The organism is Kitasatospora sp. NPDC057518 (assembly GCF_042802075.1).
Lineage (GTDB): Bacteria > Actinomycetota > Actinomycetes > Streptomycetales > Streptomycetaceae > Kitasatospora.
Window position 1 is genome coordinate 1 of sequence record NZ_JBHVEU010000170.1, and the last position, 17037, is coordinate 17037.

Annotated in this window: 17 protein-coding genes; 16 read left to right on the plus strand and 1 reads right to left on the minus strand. The window is 71.8% G+C overall.

Translation table 11 applies throughout. From position 1 onward, the window contains the following. The first annotated feature begins 175 nt into the window (after positions 1-175). From ACFU7Z_RS19030 to ACFU7Z_RS19050, 5 genes are all read left to right on the plus strand, one after another. Complete coding sequence (locus tag ACFU7Z_RS19030; protein WP_117487146.1) at positions 176-1282, plus strand: Xaa-Pro peptidase family protein; 1107 nt, start codon at positions 176-178, stop codon at positions 1280-1282. A 79-nt stretch (positions 1283-1361) separates the two neighbouring features. Next, entirely contained in the window at positions 1362-1925 is a 564-nt protein-coding gene (efp, locus tag ACFU7Z_RS19035) for an elongation factor P (protein ID WP_049651352.1), read from the plus strand. A gap of 4 nt (positions 1926-1929) precedes the next feature. After that, complete coding sequence (nusB, locus tag ACFU7Z_RS19040) at positions 1930-2367, plus strand: transcription antitermination factor NusB (RefSeq protein ID WP_049651353.1); 438 nt, start codon at positions 1930-1932, stop codon at positions 2365-2367. A 142-nt stretch (positions 2368-2509) separates the two neighbouring features. After that, complete coding sequence (locus ACFU7Z_RS19045; RefSeq protein WP_049651354.1) at positions 2510-3337, plus strand: thioesterase family protein; 828 nt, start codon at positions 2510-2512, stop codon at positions 3335-3337. Between the two features lie 135 nt (positions 3338-3472). Continuing rightward, positions 3473-4387, plus strand: coding sequence for a hypothetical protein (locus tag ACFU7Z_RS19050; protein WP_143204534.1), 915 nt, complete (start codon positions 3473-3475; stop codon positions 4385-4387). Between the two features lie 148 nt (positions 4388-4535). Here ACFU7Z_RS19050 and ACFU7Z_RS19055 read toward each other — a convergent pair whose 3' ends face one another. After that, on the minus strand, positions 4536-5039 hold the full coding sequence (locus ACFU7Z_RS19055; RefSeq protein WP_030056198.1) for a transcriptional regulator: 504 nt from the start codon (positions 5037-5039) through the stop codon (positions 4536-4538). 329 nt (positions 5040-5368) lie between these two features. On the opposite strand from ACFU7Z_RS19055, the gene pyrR reads away from it, so the two are divergent. The 11 genes from pyrR to rpoZ all read left to right on the plus strand — a co-directional run bounded on the left by pyrR (position 5369) and on the right by rpoZ (position 17016). Further along, positions 5369-5992 (plus strand): bifunctional pyr operon transcriptional regulator/uracil phosphoribosyltransferase PyrR, encoded by a 624-nt coding sequence (gene pyrR, locus ACFU7Z_RS19060; protein WP_049651356.1) that lies wholly within the window; start codon positions 5369-5371, stop codon positions 5990-5992. A gap of 5 nt (positions 5993-5997) precedes the next feature. Next, positions 5998-6987, plus strand: a complete 990-nt coding sequence (locus ACFU7Z_RS19065) for an aspartate carbamoyltransferase catalytic subunit (protein WP_049651357.1) — start codon at positions 5998-6000, stop codon at positions 6985-6987. Further along, the gene (locus ACFU7Z_RS19070) at positions 6984-8285 is read left to right on the plus strand and encodes a dihydroorotase (RefSeq protein WP_049651358.1); all 1302 of its coding nucleotides are present in this window, start codon (positions 6984-6986) and stop codon (positions 8283-8285) included. The genes ACFU7Z_RS19065 and ACFU7Z_RS19070 overlap by 4 nt, the downstream gene beginning before the upstream one ends. Then, on the plus strand, positions 8285-8848 hold the full coding sequence (locus ACFU7Z_RS19075; protein WP_049651359.1) for a hypothetical protein: 564 nt from the start codon (positions 8285-8287) through the stop codon (positions 8846-8848). The genes ACFU7Z_RS19070 and ACFU7Z_RS19075 overlap by 1 nt, the downstream gene beginning before the upstream one ends. Continuing rightward, positions 8845-10002, plus strand: a complete 1158-nt coding sequence (carA, locus tag ACFU7Z_RS19080; RefSeq protein WP_049651360.1) for a glutamine-hydrolyzing carbamoyl-phosphate synthase small subunit — start codon at positions 8845-8847, stop codon at positions 10000-10002. Before ACFU7Z_RS19075 ends, carA begins: the two co-directional genes overlap by 4 nt. Continuing rightward, positions 9995-13303, plus strand: coding sequence for a carbamoyl-phosphate synthase large subunit (gene carB, locus ACFU7Z_RS19085; protein ID WP_117487143.1), 3309 nt, complete (start codon positions 9995-9997; stop codon positions 13301-13303). Before carA ends, carB begins: the two co-directional genes overlap by 8 nt. 89 nt (positions 13304-13392) lie before the next feature. Beyond that, the gene (locus ACFU7Z_RS19090; protein ID WP_117487142.1) at positions 13393-14496 is read left to right on the plus strand and encodes a quinone-dependent dihydroorotate dehydrogenase; all 1104 of its coding nucleotides are present in this window, start codon (positions 13393-13395) and stop codon (positions 14494-14496) included. A gap of 44 nt (positions 14497-14540) precedes the next feature. Beyond that, on the plus strand, positions 14541-15371 hold the full coding sequence (gene pyrF, locus ACFU7Z_RS19095) for an orotidine-5'-phosphate decarboxylase (RefSeq protein WP_380778388.1): 831 nt from the start codon (positions 14541-14543) through the stop codon (positions 15369-15371). A 407-nt stretch (positions 15372-15778) separates the two neighbouring features. Continuing rightward, positions 15779-16105: an integration host factor, actinobacterial type gene (gene mihF / locus ACFU7Z_RS19100; protein ID WP_030056187.1), complete on the plus strand. Its 327-nt coding sequence runs from the start codon at positions 15779-15781 to the stop codon at positions 16103-16105. A 49-nt stretch (positions 16106-16154) separates the two neighbouring features. Then, the gene (gene gmk / locus ACFU7Z_RS19105) at positions 16155-16712 is read left to right on the plus strand and encodes a guanylate kinase (protein WP_049651364.1); all 558 of its coding nucleotides are present in this window, start codon (positions 16155-16157) and stop codon (positions 16710-16712) included. Positions 16713-16749: 37 nt separating this feature from the next. Beyond that, complete coding sequence (rpoZ, locus tag ACFU7Z_RS19110; protein ID WP_030056185.1) at positions 16750-17016, plus strand: DNA-directed RNA polymerase subunit omega; 267 nt, start codon at positions 16750-16752, stop codon at positions 17014-17016. Positions 17017-17037 lie beyond the last annotated feature (21 nt).

Here is a 17037-nt window from a genome sequence, read left to right on the forward strand (position 1 = left end):
GAGGGGAGGTGGGCCCCTCGGCGGCGGCGCGCGTCCGAGCGGCGGTGGGGGCGGGGGCCCCGGCGCGGCCCGGAGGGCGACGGCGCGGTCGCGCGGGGGGCGCGCAAGGGGCACCGGGGGTTCCGGCGGGGGTGCTCGGCGGGCGCTTCGGGCCGGGGGTTCGTAGGCTCGACGCATGGCGGATGCGTACGCGGGGCGGCGGGAGCGGGTGAGGGAGCACTGCAGCGCGGCCGGGGCCGATGCGGCGCTGATCACCCGTGCGGCGAACGTGCGGTACCTGACGGGCTGCGCGCCCTGCGGGGCGAGCCTGTTGCTGACCAGGGAGCGGGCGCTGCTGGCGCTGCCGGACGACCTGCCGCCGGACGACACCGGGGAGCACCTGATCGCCCCGGACGTCACCCGGCTGCCGGTGGCGGCCGGCTCGGACACCGCGCTGGCCGCCGCGGCCGCGGCCACCCGCTCCGGGGTGTCGGGCCTGGCGGTGGAGGAGCACGACCTGACCGTCAGCCGGCACCGGGCGGTGGGCGACCTGATAGCGGGGACCCGGCTGGTGGACCTCGGCCGGACGGTCGAGCGGCTGCGGGTGGTCAAGGACGAGCACGAGATCGCGGACCTGCGGATCGCCGCCGAGATCGCCGACCAGGCGCTGGGCGAGCTGCTGGAGTCGATCCTGGTCGGCCGCACCGAGCGGCACCTGGCGATGGAGCTGGAGCGCCGGATGATCGACCACGGCGCCGACCGGGCGGCCTTCCCGGTCTCGGTCGGCACCGGCAGCCACTCCGGCCAGGCCGCCCACCAGCCGACCGACCGCCGGGTGGAGGAGGGCGACTTCCTGACCGTGGTGATGGGCGCCCAGTACCGCGGCTACGGCGTCTCCACCGCCCGCACCTTCGTGATCGGCGCCGCCCCCGCGCCCTGGCAGGTGGAGCTGCACCGGCTGGTCTTCCGGGCCCAGCGGGCCGGGCGGGAGGCGCTCGGACCAGGCGTGGAGCAGTGCGTACCCGACCGGGCCGCCCGGCAGGTCCTGGAGGCGGCCGGCCACACCGAGCCCTCCCCGCACCCGGTGGGCCACGGCATCGGGCTGGAGATCCGGGAGGCGCCGCGCCTCGGTCCGGCGGACATGGGTAAACTGGACAGCCGCGTGCCGGTCACCGTCGGTCCGGGGGTTCACCTCCCGGGCAGGGGCGGCGTCCGGATCGAGGACACGCTCGTCGTGCGCCCCCTTGAGGAGGGCGGGCCCGAGCTGCTCACCATCACCACCAAGGAGCTCCTCGCCCTGTGACCGCGACCCCCCGGGGGGCCGTGGGCGGCAGGACGCAATCCCTTGGTTCCTTGACAGCTATACAGGAGTAAGTGCGCCCGTGGCTTCCACGAACGATCTCAAGAACGGCATGGTCCTCAAGCTGGAGGGCGGCAAGCTCTGGTCCGTCGTCGAGTTCCAGCACGTCAAGCCCGGCAAGGGCCCGGCCTTCGTGCGTACCAAGCTCAAGGAGGTCCTGACCGGCAAGGTCGTCGACAAGACCTTCAACGCGGGCACCAAGGTCGAGACCGCCAACGTCGACAAGCGCGGCATGCAGTTCTCGTACAAGGACGGCGAGAACTTCGTGTTCATGGACATGGACACCTACGACCAGCTGACCATCGAGCCGTCGGTCGTCGGCGACGCCGCCAAGTACCTGCTGGAGGGCTTCGAGGCCCTCGTCGCGCAGAACGAGGGCTCGGTCCTCTACATCGAGCTCCCGGCCGCGGTCGAGCTGACCATCGCCGAGACCGAGCCGGGCGTCCAGGGCGACCGCTCGACCGGTGGCACCAAGCCGGCCACCCTGGAGACGGGCGCCGAGATCCAGGTGCCGCTCTTCGTCACCACCGGTGAGAAGGTCAAGGTCGACACCCGCGACGGCAGCTACCTCGGCCGGGTGAAGTAAGTCCGTGTCGGCCGCACGCAGCAAGGCCCGCACGCGGGCCTTCCAGATCCTCTTCGAGGCCGACCACCGTGGGGTAGACCCGCAGCAGGTCCTCGCCGACTGGGTGGCCCGCGCCCGCGAGCCCAAGCCCGACGAGGGCACCCCGCAGGTCGGTGAGTACACCATGGAGCTCATCGAGGGGTACGTCCAGCACGCTCGTCGCATCGACGACCTGATCGAGCAGTACGCCGTGGGCTGGACGCTCGACCGGATGCCGATCGTGGACCGCAACGTCCTGCGGCTCGGTGCGTACGAGCTGATCTGGGAGGACGGCGTCCCGGACGCCGTCGTCCTGGACGAGGCCGTCGAGATCGCCAAGGAGTTCTCCACGGACGACTCCCCGGCCTTCGTCAACGGCCTGCTCGCCCGCTTCCTCGAGCTGAAGCCGAGCATCCGCCGCTGAGTGGTCGAATCCCGTGAACGGCCGTCGGACCCGAACAGGTGTCCGGCGGCCGTTCCGCGTTTCACCCGGGCGGCGTAGGGTGAGGGCCTACTTGTCAGTAACTTGACGTCCGGAAGCACGCGTGAAGGGCAGGTCCCCCCACATGACCACGGCGATCCGCAGCGAGTTCGACCAGGGCATCGCCCTGACCAGGCACCCCGAGGAGGCCGGCCGGTACGAGGCCGAGCTCGGCGCCGGCTGGCAGATCGGCGGCGGGGTGAACGGCGGACTGCTGCTCGCGGTGGCCGGACACGCGCTGTCGCTGGAGCACGGCACCCACCCGGACCCGGTGTCGATCAGCGGTTACTACCTGTCCGCCTCCACGCCCGGCCCGGCCACCGTCCGCACCGAGGTGCTGCGCACCGGCCGCGGCCTGTCCACCGGCACCGCCTCGCTCAGCCAGGACGGCGTCGAGCGGCTGCGCGTGGTGGCCAGCCACGGCGACCTCGCCACCGCCGACGGCGAGGTGCGCACCAGCGCGCTGCCGCCGCAGCTGCCGCCGCCGGACCAGTGCATCGGCGTCGAGCACGCGCCCAAGGAGCTGATCGCCCAGGCCGCCCTGCTGGAGCGGTTCGACCTGCGGCTGGACCCGGCCACCATCGGCTGGGCGCTCGGACAGCCCTCCGGCAACGGGCGGATCCAGGGCTGGTTCCGGCTCGCCGACGGCCGCGAGCCCGACCCGCTGCTGCTCCTGCTGGTCGCCGACGCGCTTCCGCCGGTCACCTTCGACCTCGGCCTGCCGGGCTGGGCCCCCACCGTCGAGCTGACCGTCCACCTGCGCGCCAGGCCGGTGCCCGGCTGGCTGCGGGTCACCCACGCGACCCGCAACCTGGCCGGCGGCTACTTCGAGGAGGACGCGGAGGTCTGGGACGAGTCCGGCCGCCTGGTCGCGCAGTCCCGCCAGCTGGCCCGCGCGCCCCGCTCCGCCTGACGCCCGCGCGACCCGCATTACCGGTGGTTACATTCCTGTGACACGCCGTACGTGTGCGACGCGCGCGGATGGGGAGGAAGACGGTCAGCGGCACGCCTGCCGCCGACCGTCCTCCCCTGAAGCCAGGAGCCACCGATGAGTCATTTGGGGCGCGCCCGCCGTAACTCCGACTGCACCGCCGGCGGCTCGCGGCCCGTGGTGCGGTCGCACCGGCCACGGCGGGTCGAGGGCGCCGAGCAGGCGTTCGTCATCGGAGTGCTCACCAACGCCGCGGACTTCGCCCGGGCCCGCGCCTGGGGGATCTCCGACGCCCCCGACCACGAGCGCTACCTGGCCGACACCGCGGATCTGCTGGCCGAGGCGCTGGAGCGGTTCGACACCGTCCGGGCCCGGACGTTCCACCCGCAGGACTTCGAGGAGTTCTGCCTGCTGAACGGGCTGGACCCGGCCGAGCCCGCGGCCCGCGACCGCTACCTGGTCAACCCGGCCCTGCAGACCCAGCTGCTGGCCTATCAGGGCGAGGAGCTGGCCGGGGACTTCGTGCCGCGCCTGGTGCGCGCCCGGGAGAACGGGCTGACGCTCTGCCACGCCGACCTGCTGCTCGACGGGGGCCTGTACGGGGGCGCGGGCGCGTCCGACGAGGAGCACGCCGCCTGGGTGCGCGCCGCCTACGAGCGCGGGGGCGAGGTGTTCCGGCGGATGCTGGTCGGCGCGGGCGCCGGGGTGTACGAGCTGCGCCTGCGGGTGGACGCGCCCGGCGGCGGGCTGACCGCCGCGGCCCGGGTGCTCCAGTGGGAGGACGGCGTGGTCCGGATCAACGACGAGGACCTGGAGCTGGTCTGCGCGGTGCTCTGCACCGGGCTGGCCCTGGAGCTGCCGGGCGTCGCGGTGCTGCACGGCTCGCAGGGCTCGGCGGCCTCCTGCGGGGAGTACCTGCCGGCCTCCTGGGCCTGGTCGAGCGGCGGGCAGGAGTGGGCCCCGGCCGACCGGCCGGTCCGGCTGGACGGCGTGGCGGCACAGCCCGGCTACAGCCTGGGGACGGTCTGCTGACGCCTCCGCCGCCCCGGGGTGGTGTGGCTACACCGCGGCGCGGCCCCCGGTCTGGGGAGCCGCGCCGTGACGTTTCTGCTTGCCAGCACTAGTGGCGCGAGTGCTGGGTTGTGCCTGGATCCGCTGGCGGGAGCCGGTGCGGTGAGCCTCAGCTCGCATCCTCCTCGCGCACCGCACGGCGCGCGTCGGGGTTCAGCACGCCCCAGGAGATCAGCTGCTCGGTGAGGATCGACGGGGACTGGTCGTAGATCACGGCCAGGGTGCGCAGGTCGTCCTGGCGGATCGACAGCACCTTGCCGTTGTAGTCGCCGCGCTGGCTCTGGATGGTCGCCGCGTAGCGCTGCAGCGGGCCGGCCTTCTCGGAGGGGACCTGGGTCAGTCTCTCCAGGTCGAGGACCAGGCGCGGCGGCGGCTCGGCCGCGCCGCCGGGCGTACCGCCGGGCAGCAGCTCCTGGACCGGGACGCCGTAGAACTCCGCCAGTTCGGCCAGTCGCTGCACGGTGACCGCACGGTCACCACGCTCGTACGAACCGACGACGACTGCCTTCCAGCGCCCCTGGGACTTCTCCTCGACACCGTGCAGGGAGAGACCCTGCTGAGTGCGGATCGCTCGGAGCTTGCCTCCGAGTTGCTTCGCGTAGTCGCTGGACATTGATCTCCCCGGACGAGATTGCTTCGCGTTCAGTGGTGGGTCACGGGCGATTGCCGACGCCGTTACCGGTGGGTCCGACGTCCGTCTCGTAACTCACTGTGAGGTTACGTAGAGTAAGGTAGTTGCGTCAAGCCGAATGGGGCAGTCGTGCGAATGGCCCGCATCGGCGGCGCGTCCGGAGTGTTAACCCGGGGAAGCGGAATGGTGGACGTCTGTTTGCCGTCCGGCGCGCTGGTAGGATGACCGAAGCCCGCGCCCGGTCGGCGGGGGCCATCCCAGACATCCTTTAAGGCCCGTCCAGTGAGGCGGGGAAGGAGGTCCGCTTCGGCATGACCACACACCACGAACCCACGCCGCGGCCGCCGCACCAGGTGCTCGACGGCACGGACATCGCCCGGGTCGTCACCCGGATAGCGCACGAGATCGTCGAGCGCGCCAAGGGCGCGGAGGACGTCGTGCTGCTCGGCATCCACACCAGGGGCGTCCACCTCGCCCGCCGCCTGCACGACCGGCTGGCCCAGATCACCGGGCGCGAGATCCCGCTGGGCTCCCTGGACATCACCATGTACCGGGACGACCTGCGGCTGAAGCCCGCCCGGGCCCTGGAGCACACCGAGATCCCGCCCGGCGGCATCGACGGCAAGCTCGTCATCCTGGTCGACGACGTGCTCTTCTCCGGCCGCACCATCCGCGCCGCGCTCGACGCGCTGAGCGACATCGGCCGCCCGCGCGCCGTCCAGCTCGCCGTCCTGGTCGACCGCGGCCACCGCGAGCTGCCGATCCGCGCCGACTACGTGGGCAAGAACCTCCCCACCTCGCTGCGCGAGGCCGTGCAGGTGCGCCTCGCCGACCGCGACGGCGTGGACGCCGTCCTGGTCGGCGACCGCGACTTCGCCCAGCGCTCCTCGCAGGCCCTGGCCCCCCAGTCTTCCGAACCGCACCTCCCGGAGTAGCCCGCGTGAAGCGCCACCTCGTCTCCGCCGCCGATCTCAGCCGCGACGACGCGCTGCTGATCCTGGACACCGCCGAGGAGCTGGCCCAGCTCTCCGGCCGGGCCGTCAAGAAGCTGCCCACGCTGCGCGGCCGCACCGTCGTCAACCTCTTCTTCGAGGACTCCACCCGGACGAAGACCTCCTTCGAGGTCGCCGAGAAGCGGCTCTCGGCCGACGTCATCAACTTCTCCGCCAAGGGCTCCTCGGTCTCCAAGGGCGAGAGCCTCAAGGACACCGCGCTGACCCTCCAGGCGATGGGCGCCGACGCGGTGGTCATCCGCCACCACGCCTCCGGCGCCCCGGCCCGGCTGGCCCAGTCCGACTGGCTGCACGGCAGTGTGATCAACGCCGGTGACGGCACCCACGAGCACCCCACCCAGGCGCTGCTCGACGCCTTCACCATGCGCCGCCACCTCAACCCGGGCGCCGGCCAGGACCTCGCGGGCCGCCGGGTGACCATCGTCGGCGACGTCCTGCACAGCCGGGTCGCCCGCTCCAACGTCCACCTGCTGAACACCCTCGGCGCGCAGGTGACCTTCGTCGCCCCGCCGACCCTGCTGCCGATCGGGATCGAGAACTGGCCCTGCGAGGTCAGCTACGACCTGGACAGCGTGCTGCCCAAGACGGACTCGCTGATGATGCTGCGGGTGCAGCGCGAGCGGATGAACGCCGCGTTCTTCCCGACCGAGCGCGAGTACAGCCGCCGCTACGGCATGAACGGCCGCCGGATGGCCCAGCTGCCGGACCACGCGATCGTGATGCACCCCGGTCCGATGGTCCGCGGCATGGAGATCACCGCCGAGGTCGCCGACTCGCCGCGCTGCACCGCGATCGAGCAGGTCGCCAACGGCGTCTCCGTCCGGATGGCCGTCCTCTACCTGCTGCTCGGCGGCGCCGTCTTCGCCGACGCGCCCACCGACACCCCCCGTACCGACTCCGTGGAGACCGCCCAGTGACCAGCTACCTGATCCGCAACGCCAAGATCCTGGGCGGCGCCCCGCAGGACCTCCACCTCGCCGACGGCGTCGTCCAGGCGATCGGCACCGGCCTGACGGTCGAGGCGGACATCGAGATCGACGCCACCGGGCTGATCGCCCTGCCCGGCCTGGTCGACCTGCACACCCACCTGCGCGAGCCCGGCCGCGAGGACGCCGAGACCGTGCTCACCGGCACCCGGGCCGCCGCGATGGGCGGCTTCACCGCCGTGCACGCGATGGCCAACACCACCCCGGTGGCCGACACCGCCGGCGTGGTCGAGCAGGTCTGGCGGCTCGGCCAGGAGGCCGGCTACTGCGACGTGCAGCCGGTCGGCGCCGTCACCGTCGGCCTGGAGGGCAAGCAGCTCGCCGAGCTCGGCGCGATGCACGAGTCCGCCGCCGACGTCCGGGTCTTCTCCGACGACGGCAAGTGCGTGGACGACGCGGTGCTGATGCGCCGCGCCCTGGAGTACGTCAAGGCCTTCGACGGCGTCGTCGCCCAGCACGCCCAGGAGCCGCGGCTCACCGAGGGCGCCCAGATGAACGAGGGCCAGGTCTCCGGCGAGCTCGGGCTCGGCGGCTGGCCGGCCGTCGCCGAGGAGTCGATCATCGCCCGCGACGTGCTGCTCGCCGCGCACGTCGGCTCCCGGCTGCACGTCTGCCACCTCTCCACGGCCGGCTCGGTCGAGATCGTCCGCTGGGCCAAGTCCAAGGGCTGGGACGTCACCGCCGAGGTGACCCCGCACCACCTGCTGCTCACCGACGAGCTGGTCCGCACCTACGACCCGGTGTACAAGGTGAACCCGCCGCTGCGCACCGCCGAGGACGTCCGGGCGCTGCGCGAGGCGCTGGCCGACGGCACCATCGACGCCGTCGCCACCGACCACGCGCCGCACCCGGCCGAGGACAAGGACTGCGAGTGGGCCGTGGCCGCGATGGGCATGGTCGGCCTGGAGACCGCCCTGTCGGTCGTGCAGCAGACCATGGTCGACACCGGCCTGCTGAACTGGGAGGGCGTCGCGGACCGGATGTCGCACCGCCCGGCCCGGATCGGCCGTCTCACCGGCCACGGCCGGCCGATCTCGGTGGGTGAGCCCGCCAACCTGGTGCTGTTCGATCCCGCGTACCGTGGTGCCGTGAACCCGGACAGCTTCGCCACCCGCAGCCGCAACACCCCCTACAAGGGCCTGGACCTGCCCGGACGGGTGCACGCCACCTTCCTGCGCGGGCGCGCCACCGTGCTGGCCGGCGAGCTCGCCGAGCGGGGCGAGGCGTGATGGACCGCGCCACGCTCGCCCAGGAGCAGGCGAAGGTCACCGACTGGCCCGGGTACATCGGCTGGTCCATCGGCCTGCTGATCGTGATCGGCCTCGTCTACTGGCTGATGCGCCAGGGCTGGAACTGGCGGCGCACCCTGCAGTCCGGGATCCCGCCGCTGCCGGCCGTGCCGGCCCGCGCCGGGCGCACCATCCTGGAGACCAGCGGCCGGTACCACGGCACGACCACCGCCGGGAACTGGCTGGACCGGGTCGTCGCCCACGGCCTGGGCACCCGCAGCCGCGCCGACCTCACCCTCGGCGAGGACGGCCTGCTGGTGCAGCGCCCGGGCGACGTCGACTTCTGGATCCCGGCCGAGCACCTGACCGGTGCCCGTACGGACTCCGGGATCGCCGGCAAGGTCGTCCCCTCCGGGCTGCTCGTCGTCACCTGGACGCACGAGGGCGCCGAGCTGGACTCCGGTTTCCGGGCCGACCACCCCGATGAGCACGCCGCCTGGGTCGAGGCGGTCGCCCAACTCGCAACACGTACGAAGACGAAGACGGAAGAGGCCGCGCAATGACCGCACCTGCCCCCACCACGCAGCGCCAACGGCGGGAACGAGTGCCTGCCGTGCTCGTCCTGGAGGACGGCCGGACGTTCCGCGGACAGGCCTACGGCGCCATCGGCGAGACCTTCGGCGAGGCGGTCTTCAACACCGGCATGTCCGGCTACCAGGAGACCCTCACCGACCCGTCGTACCACCGCCAGGTGGTCGTGATGACCGCCCCGCAGATCGGCAACACCGGCTGGAACGACGAGGACGACGAGTCCAAGCAGATCTGGGTCGCCGGCTACGTGGTGCGCGACCCCGCCCGGGTCGCCTCCAACTGGCGCTCCCGCCGCTCGCTCGACGAGGAACTGGTCGACCAGGGTGTCGTCGGCATCAGCGGCATCGACACCCGCGCGCTGACCCGCCACCTGCGCGAGCGCGGCGCGATGCGCTGCGGCATCTTCTCCGGCGAGGCGCTGGCCGACCAGGCCGCCCTGCTGGCCCGGGTGCAGCAGTCGCCCGAGATGAAGGGCGCCGACCTGTGCGCCGAGGTCGCCACCACCGAGGCGTACGTGGTGCCCGCGATCGGTGAGAAGAAGTTCACCGTCGCCGCGCTGGACCTCGGCATCAAGGCGATGACCCCGCAGCGGATGGCCGAGCGCGGCATCGAGGTGCACGTGCTGCCGGCGAACTCCACCCTGGAGGACCTCTACGCCGTCAACCCGGACGGCGTGTTCTTCTCCAACGGCCCGGGCGACCCGGCCACCGCCGACCACCAGGTCGCCGTGGCGCAGGGCGTGCTGGAGCGCAAGACCCCGTTCTTCGGGATCTGCTTCGGCAACCAGATCCTCGGCCGCGCCCTGGGCTTCGGCACCTACAAGCTCAAGTACGGCCACCGCGGCATCAACCAGCCGGTGCAGGACCGCACCACCGGCACGGTCGAGGTGACCGCCCACAACCACGGCTTCGCCGTGAACGCCCCGCTGGACAAGGTGAGCGACACCCCCTACGGGCGGGTCGAGGTCTCCCACGTCTGCCTCAACGACGACGTGGTCGAGGGCCTCCAGGCACTCGACGTCCCCGCCTTCAGCGTGCAGTACCACCCCGAAGCGGCCGCCGGTCCGCACGACGCCGCCTACCTGTTCGACCGCTTCGTGAAGCTCATGGAGGGCCAGCGTGCCTAAGCGCTCTGACATCAAGTCCGTCCTGGTGATCGGCTCCGGTCCGATCGTGATCGGCCAGGCCGCCGAGTTCGACTACTCGGGTACGCAGGCCTGCCGGGTCCTCAAGGCCGAGGGCCTGCGGGTCGTGCTGGTCAACTCCAACCCGGCCACGATCATGACCGACCCGGAGATCGCCGACGCCACCTACGTCGAGCCGATCACCCCGGAGTTCGTCGAGAAGATCATCGCCAAGGAGCGCCCCGACGCGCTGCTGCCGACCCTGGGCGGCCAGACCGCGCTCAACACCGCGATCTCGCTGCACGCGGCGGGCACGCTGGAGAAGTACGGCGTCGAGCTGATCGGCGCCGACGTCGAGGCGATCAACAAGGGCGAGGACCGCGAGCTCTTCAAGGGCGTCGTCGAGGCCGTCAACGCCAAGATCGGCCACGGCGAGTCCGCCCGCTCGGTCATCTGCCACACCATGGACGAGGTGCTGGCCGGCGTCGACACGCTCGGCGGCTACCCGGTCGTCGTCCGCCCCTCCTTCACCATGGGCGGCGCCGGCTCCGGCTTCGCCCACAACGAGGAGGACCTGCGCCGCATCGCCGGCCAGGGCCTGACCCTCTCGCCGACCACCGAGGTGCTCCTGGAGGAGTCCATCCTCGGCTGGAAGGAGTACGAGCTGGAGCTGATGCGCGACAAGAACGACAACGTCGTGGTCGTCTGCTCCATCGAGAACTTCGACCCGATGGGCGTCCACACCGGTGACTCGATCACCGTCGCCCCGGCGATGACGCTCACCGACCGCGAGTACCAGATCCTGCGCGACATCGGCATCGCCGTCATCCGCGAGGTCGGCGTGGACACCGGCGGCTGCAACATCCAGTTCGCCGTCAACCCCGAGGACGGCCGGGTCATCGTCATCGAGATGAACCCGCGCGTCTCCCGCTCCTCGGCGCTCGCCTCCAAGGCCACCGGCTTCCCGATCGCCAAGATCGCCGCCAAGCTGGCCGTCGGCTACACCCTGGACGAGATCCCCAACGACATCACCGAGCAGACCCCGGCCTCCTTCGAGCCGACCCTCGACTACGTCGTCGTCAAGGTGCCGCGGTTCGCGTTCGAGAAGTTCCCGAGCGCCGACGCCACGCTGACCACCACCATGAAGTCGGTCGGCGAGGCGATGGCCATGGGCCGCAACTTCCCCGAGGCCCTGCAGAAGGCGCTGCGCTCGCTGGAGAAGAAGGGCTCCCAGTTCAACTGGACCGGCCCGCTCGGGGAGAAGACCGAGCTGCTGGTCAAGGCCACCGTGCCGACCGACGGCCGGATCAACACCGTGATGGACGCCATCCGGGCCGGCGCCACCCCGGAGGAGGTCTTCGAGTACACGAAGATCGACCCGTGGTTCGTCGACCAGCTCTTCCTGCTGGACGAGATCGCCGGCGAGCTGGCCGAGGCCGAGGAGCTCACCCCCGAGCTGCTGCGCCACGCCAAGCGGCACGGCTTCTCCGACCAGCAGATCGGCGAGATCCGCGGCCTGAAGCCGGACGTCGTCCGCGAGGTGCGCCACGCCCTCGGCATCCGCCCGGTGTTCAAGACCGTCGACACCTGCGCCGCCGAGTTCGCCGCCAAGACCCCGTACTTCTACTCGTCCTACGACGAGGAGAACGAGGTCGCCCCGCGCACCAAGCCCGCCGTGATCATCCTGGGCTCCGGCCCGAACCGCATCGGCCAGGGCATCGAGTTCGACTACTCCTGCGTGCACGCTTCCTTCGCGCTCGCCGACGCCGGGTACGAGACCGTCATGGTCAACTGCAACCCGGAGACCGTCTCCACCGACTACGACACCTCCGACCGGCTCTACTTCGAGCCGCTCACCCTGGAGGACGTGCTGGAGATCGTCCACGCCGAGCAGCAGGCCGGCCCGCTCGCCGGCGTGATCGTCCAGCTCGGCGGCCAGACCCCGCTCGGCCTGGCCCAGGCGCTCAAGGACAACGGCGTGCCGATCGCCGGCACCCAGCCCGAGGCGATCGACCTCGCCGAGGAGCGCGGCGCCTTCGGCCGCGTCCTGCGCGACGCCGGCCTGCCGGCCCCCAAGCACGGCACCGCCTTCTCCTTCGAGGAGGCCAAGGCGATCGCCGACGAGATCGGCTACCCCGTGCTCGCCCGCCCGTCCTACGTGCTCGGCGGCCGCGGCATGGAGATCGTCTACGACGAGGCCTCGCTCGCCTCCTACCTGGAGCGCCACGCGGGCCTGATCTCCGAGCACCCGGTGCTCATCGACCGCTTCCTCGACGACGCGGTGGAGATCGACGTCGACGCCCTCTACGACGGCACCGAGCTCTACCTCGGCGGCGTCATGGAGCACATCGAGGAGGCCGGCATCCACTCCGGCGACTCCGCCTGCGCGCTGCCCCCGATCACCCTCGGCGGCTACGACATCAAGCGCCTGCGCACCTCCACCGAGGCCATCGCGCGCGGTGTCGGCGTCCGCGGCCTGATCAACATCCAGTTCGCCATGGCCGGGGACATCCTCTACGTGCTGGAGGCCAACCCGCGCGCCTCCCGGACCGTCCCGTTCACCTCCAAGGCGACCGCCGTGCCGCTGGCCAAGGCCGCCGCCCGGATCTCGCTCGGCGCCACCATCGCCGAGCTGCGCGCCGAGGGCCTGCTCCCGGCCGAGGGCGACGGCGGCACGCTGCCCGCCGACGCGCCGATCGCGGTCAAGGAGGCCGTGATGCCGTGGAGCCGCTTCCGCGACATCCACGGCCGCGGCGTGGACACCGTGCTCGGCCCGGAGATGCGCTCGACCGGTGAGGTCATGGGCATCGACAAGGTGTTCGGCACCGCCTACGCGAAGGCACAGTCCGGCGCGTACGGCGCGCTGCCGACCAAGGGCAAGGTCTTCGTCTCGGTGGCCAACCGGGACAAGCGCAACCTGGTCTTCCCGGCCCGGGCGCTGGTCAACCTCGGCTTCGAGGTGCTCGCCACCGCCGGCACCGCCGAGGTGCTCCACCGCGGCGGCATCCCGTCCACGCTGGTGCGCAAGCACAGCGAGGGCGAGGGCCCGAACGGCGAGCGGACCATCGTCCAGCTGATCCACGACGGTGAGGTCGACCTCATCATCAACACGCCGTACGGCACCGGCGGCCGCCTCGACGGCTACGAGATCCGCACCGCGGCCGTGGCCCGCGCGGTGCCCTGCCTGACCACCGTCCAGGCGATGGGCGCGGCCGTGCAGGGCATGGACGCGCTGCTGCGCGACGAGGTCGGGGTGATGTCGCTCCAGGAGCACGCCGAGCTGATCAACGCCGGCCGCAAGTAGCACCACCGCAGTGGGGGGCACCGGAGCCAGCCGGGTGCCCCCCACTTCCATGAGCAAGCCCGTTATCCGCTCCGGGAGTTGAACCACCCTTGTACAAGCTTCTGTTCGACCTGCTCTTCAAGAGGATGGACCCCGAGAAGGCCCACCACCTCGCCTTCTTCTGGATCCGCCTCGCCTCCTCGGTGCCCGGCCTGCGCACCCTGGTGCGGCTGGTGCTCGCCCCGCGCGACCGGGCCCTGCGCACCCGCGCCCTCGGCCTCGACCTGCCCGGCCCGTTCGGCCTGGCGGCCGGCTTCGACAAGAACGGCGTCGGCATCGACGGCCTGTCGATGCTCGGCTTCGACTACGTCGAGATCGGCACCGTCACCGGCGAGGCCCAGCCCGGCAACCCGGCGCCCCGGCTGTTCCGCCTGGTCGAGGACCGCGCGCTGATCAACCGGATGGGCTTCAACAACCAGGGCTCGGCCCGGGTCGCCGCCCGGCTGGCCGCCCGCCCGCACACCAGCTCCACCCCGGTGCTCGGCGTCAACATCGGCAAGACCAAGGTGGTCGAGGAGGCCGACGCCGTCGCCGACTACGTGAAGTCCACCGAGCGGCTCGCCCAGTACGCCGACTACCTGGTGGTCAACGTCAGTTCGCCGAACACCCCCGGGCTGCGCAACCTCCAGGCCGTGGACCACCTGCGGCCGCTGCTCTCCGCCGTCCGCGAGGCCGCCGACCGCACCACCGCGCACCACGTGCCGCTACTGGTCAAGATCGCCCCCGACCTGGCCGACGAGGACGTCGACGCGGTCGCCGACCTCGCCCTGGAGCTGGGCCTGGACGGCATCATCGCCACCAACACCACGATCGGCCGCGAGGGCCTGCGCGCCGACGCCGCGCGGGTCGAGGAGATCGGCATGGGCGGCCTGTCCGGCGCCCCGCTCAAGGCCCGCGCCCTGGAGGTCCTCCAGCGGCTGCGCGCCCGCACCGGGGGCCGGCTGACCCTCGTCTCGGTCGGCGGCATCGAGACCGCCGAGGACGCCTGGCAGCGGATCGTCCACGGCGCCGACCTGGTCCAGGGCTACAGCGCCTTCATCTACGAGGGCCCGTTCTGGTGCCGGCGGATCCACAAGGGCCTGTCCGCCAAGGTCCGCGCGGGCGGCTTCCGCAGCCTGGCCGACGCCGTCGGCAGCGCCGTCCGCGGCTCGTGAACACCCCCATCGGTACTGGACCCACCGGTCCTGGAAAGGACGACATGACCCTCGCCCCGTTCGGCGCCCGGCTGCGCCAGGCCCTCGACACCCGCGGCCAGCTCTGCGTCGGCATCGACCCGCACGCCTCCCTGCTCGCCGCCTGGGGGCTCGGCGACGACCTCGCCGGGCTGGAGTCCTTCAGCCGCACCGTGGTCGAGGCGCTGGCCGACCGGGTGGCCGTGCTGAAGCCGCAGGCCGCCTTCTTCGAGCGCTTCGGTAGCAAGGGCGTCGCGGTGCTGGAGCGCACCGTCGAGGAGGCCCGGGCGGCCGGCGCGCTGGTCCTGATGGACGCCAAGCGCGGCGACATCGGCTCCACCATGGCCGCGTACGCCGAGGCCTTCCTGTCGCCGGGCAGCCCGCTGTTCTCGGACGCGGTGACGGTCAGCCCGTACCTGGGCTTCGGCTCGCTGCGCCCGGCCCTGGACCTGGCCCGGGAGCAGGGCTGCGGCGTGTTCGCGCTGGCGCTCACCTCCAACCCCGAGGGCGCCGAGGTGCAGCGCGCGGTGGGCGCGGACGGCGAGCCGGTCGCGGCCTCGGTGCTGCGGCAGCTGGCGGCCGAGAACGCGGGCGCCGCGCCGCTCGGCTCCTTCGGCGCGGTGGTCGGCGCGACGCTGGCCGACGCGGGCGTGGACCTGGCCATCAACGGCCCGCTGCTGGCCCCCGGGATCGGCGCCCAGGGCGCGACCATGGCGGACCTGCCGCGGGTCTTCGGCGCCTCGGTGATGAACGTGGTGCCGAGCGTCAGCCGCGACGTGCTCAAGCACGGCCCCTCGGTGCCGGCGCTGCGCGAGGCGGCGGAGCGCTTCGTCGGGGAGTTCGCGGACGCGGTGTAGGGCCCGTCCTGCCGGTCAGCCCGGATCGGGAGTGATCGGCAAGACGGGTCCTGGTAGCGGAACCCGTCCTTCAGGTAGCGGGGTGGTGACCCTGCGGAGTGTCCGCAGGACCGCGCGGTGGCCGCCGAGTTGACGTGAGCGCCGTCACATCGGCCCCGCCAAAGTCTCGCAATCGCGGTCATTTTGCCCTGGAAAGTCCTGGTCGGCCTTGGCTGACCAGGACTTTTCGTGTTCTTTTCCTGACGTGGCGCCGCAATCCGGGTAGTGTCCGGCGATAGGTCATCGGCGAGCCGCGATTTCCGTGGCTCCCGCAGGTCAGGGCCTTGTGGTTCCCCTTGCGGACGGTGTCCTCGGTACCGAAACCAGTCCTAGCTCAATCCATCCATCCACACCCTGAGGTGAACGGCGTGGCCCTTCCGCCCCTTACCCCTGAACAGCGCACCGCCGCGCTCGCCAAGGCCGCCGAGGCTCGCCGGGAGCGCGCCGAGGTCAAGAACCGGCTCAAGCACTCCGGCGCCTCCCTGCACGAGGTGATCAAGGCCGGCAAGGCCGACAACGACGTGATCGGCAAGATGAAGGTCTCGGCTCTGCTCGAGTCCCTTCCCGGCGTCGGCAAGGTCCGCGCCAAGCAGATCATGGAGCGCCTCGGCATCAGTGAGAGCCGGCGTGTCCGCGGCCTCGGTACGAACCAGATCGCTTCCCTGGAGCGGGAGTTCGGCGGTGGCGCCGCCTGACCGTGCCCCCGTGGTCCCAGGATCCCCCGCGATCCGGGATAATCGGTGCATGAGTGAGCGTCCGCGGCTGACCGTGCTCTCCGGCCCTTCGGGGGTCGGCAAGAGCACGGTCGTCGCTCATATGAGGAAGATGCACCCCGAGGTCTGGCTCTCGGTGTCGGCGACGACCCGGCACCCGAGGCCCGGCGAGAAGAACGGGGTCCAGTACCACTTCGTCGACAACGACGAGTTCGACAAGCTGGTCGCCAACGGCGAGCTGCTGGAGTGGGCCGAGTTCGCCGGGAACCGTTACGGGACCCCGCGTGCGGCCGTGCAGGAGAAGCTGGAGCGCGGCGAGCCGGTGCTGCTGGAGATCGACCTCCAGGGCGCCCGGCAGGTGCGCGAGTCGATGCCCGAGGCGCAGCTGGTCTTCCTGGCCCCGCCGAGCTGGGACGAGCTGGTCCGCCGGCTGACCGGCCGGGGCACCGAGTCGCAGGACGTGATCGAGAAGCGGTTGGCGGCGGCCAAGATCGAGCTCGCGGCCGAGCCCGAGTTCGACACGACCCTTGTCAACACCTCGGTCGAGCAGGTAGCGGCCGAACTGCTAGCCTTGCTCGGTGTAGCCTGACCTGTCTGTCTTTTCCACCCTTTCGGAAGGTTTTAGCGTGTCCTCTTCCATGACCGCGCCCGAGGGCATCATCAACCCGCCGATCGACGAGCTGCTCGAGGCCACCGACTCCAAGTACAGCCTCGTGATCTACGCCGCCAAGCGCGCGCGCCAGATCAACGCTTACTACTCCCAGCTCGGCGAGGGCCTGCTGGAGTACGTCGGCCCGCTGGTCGACACCCACGTGCACGAGAAGCCGCTGTCGATCGCGCTGCGCGAGATCAACGCGGGCATGCTGACCGCCGAGGCGGTCGAGGCTGCCTGAGGCGGTCGCTGAATTTCCGGG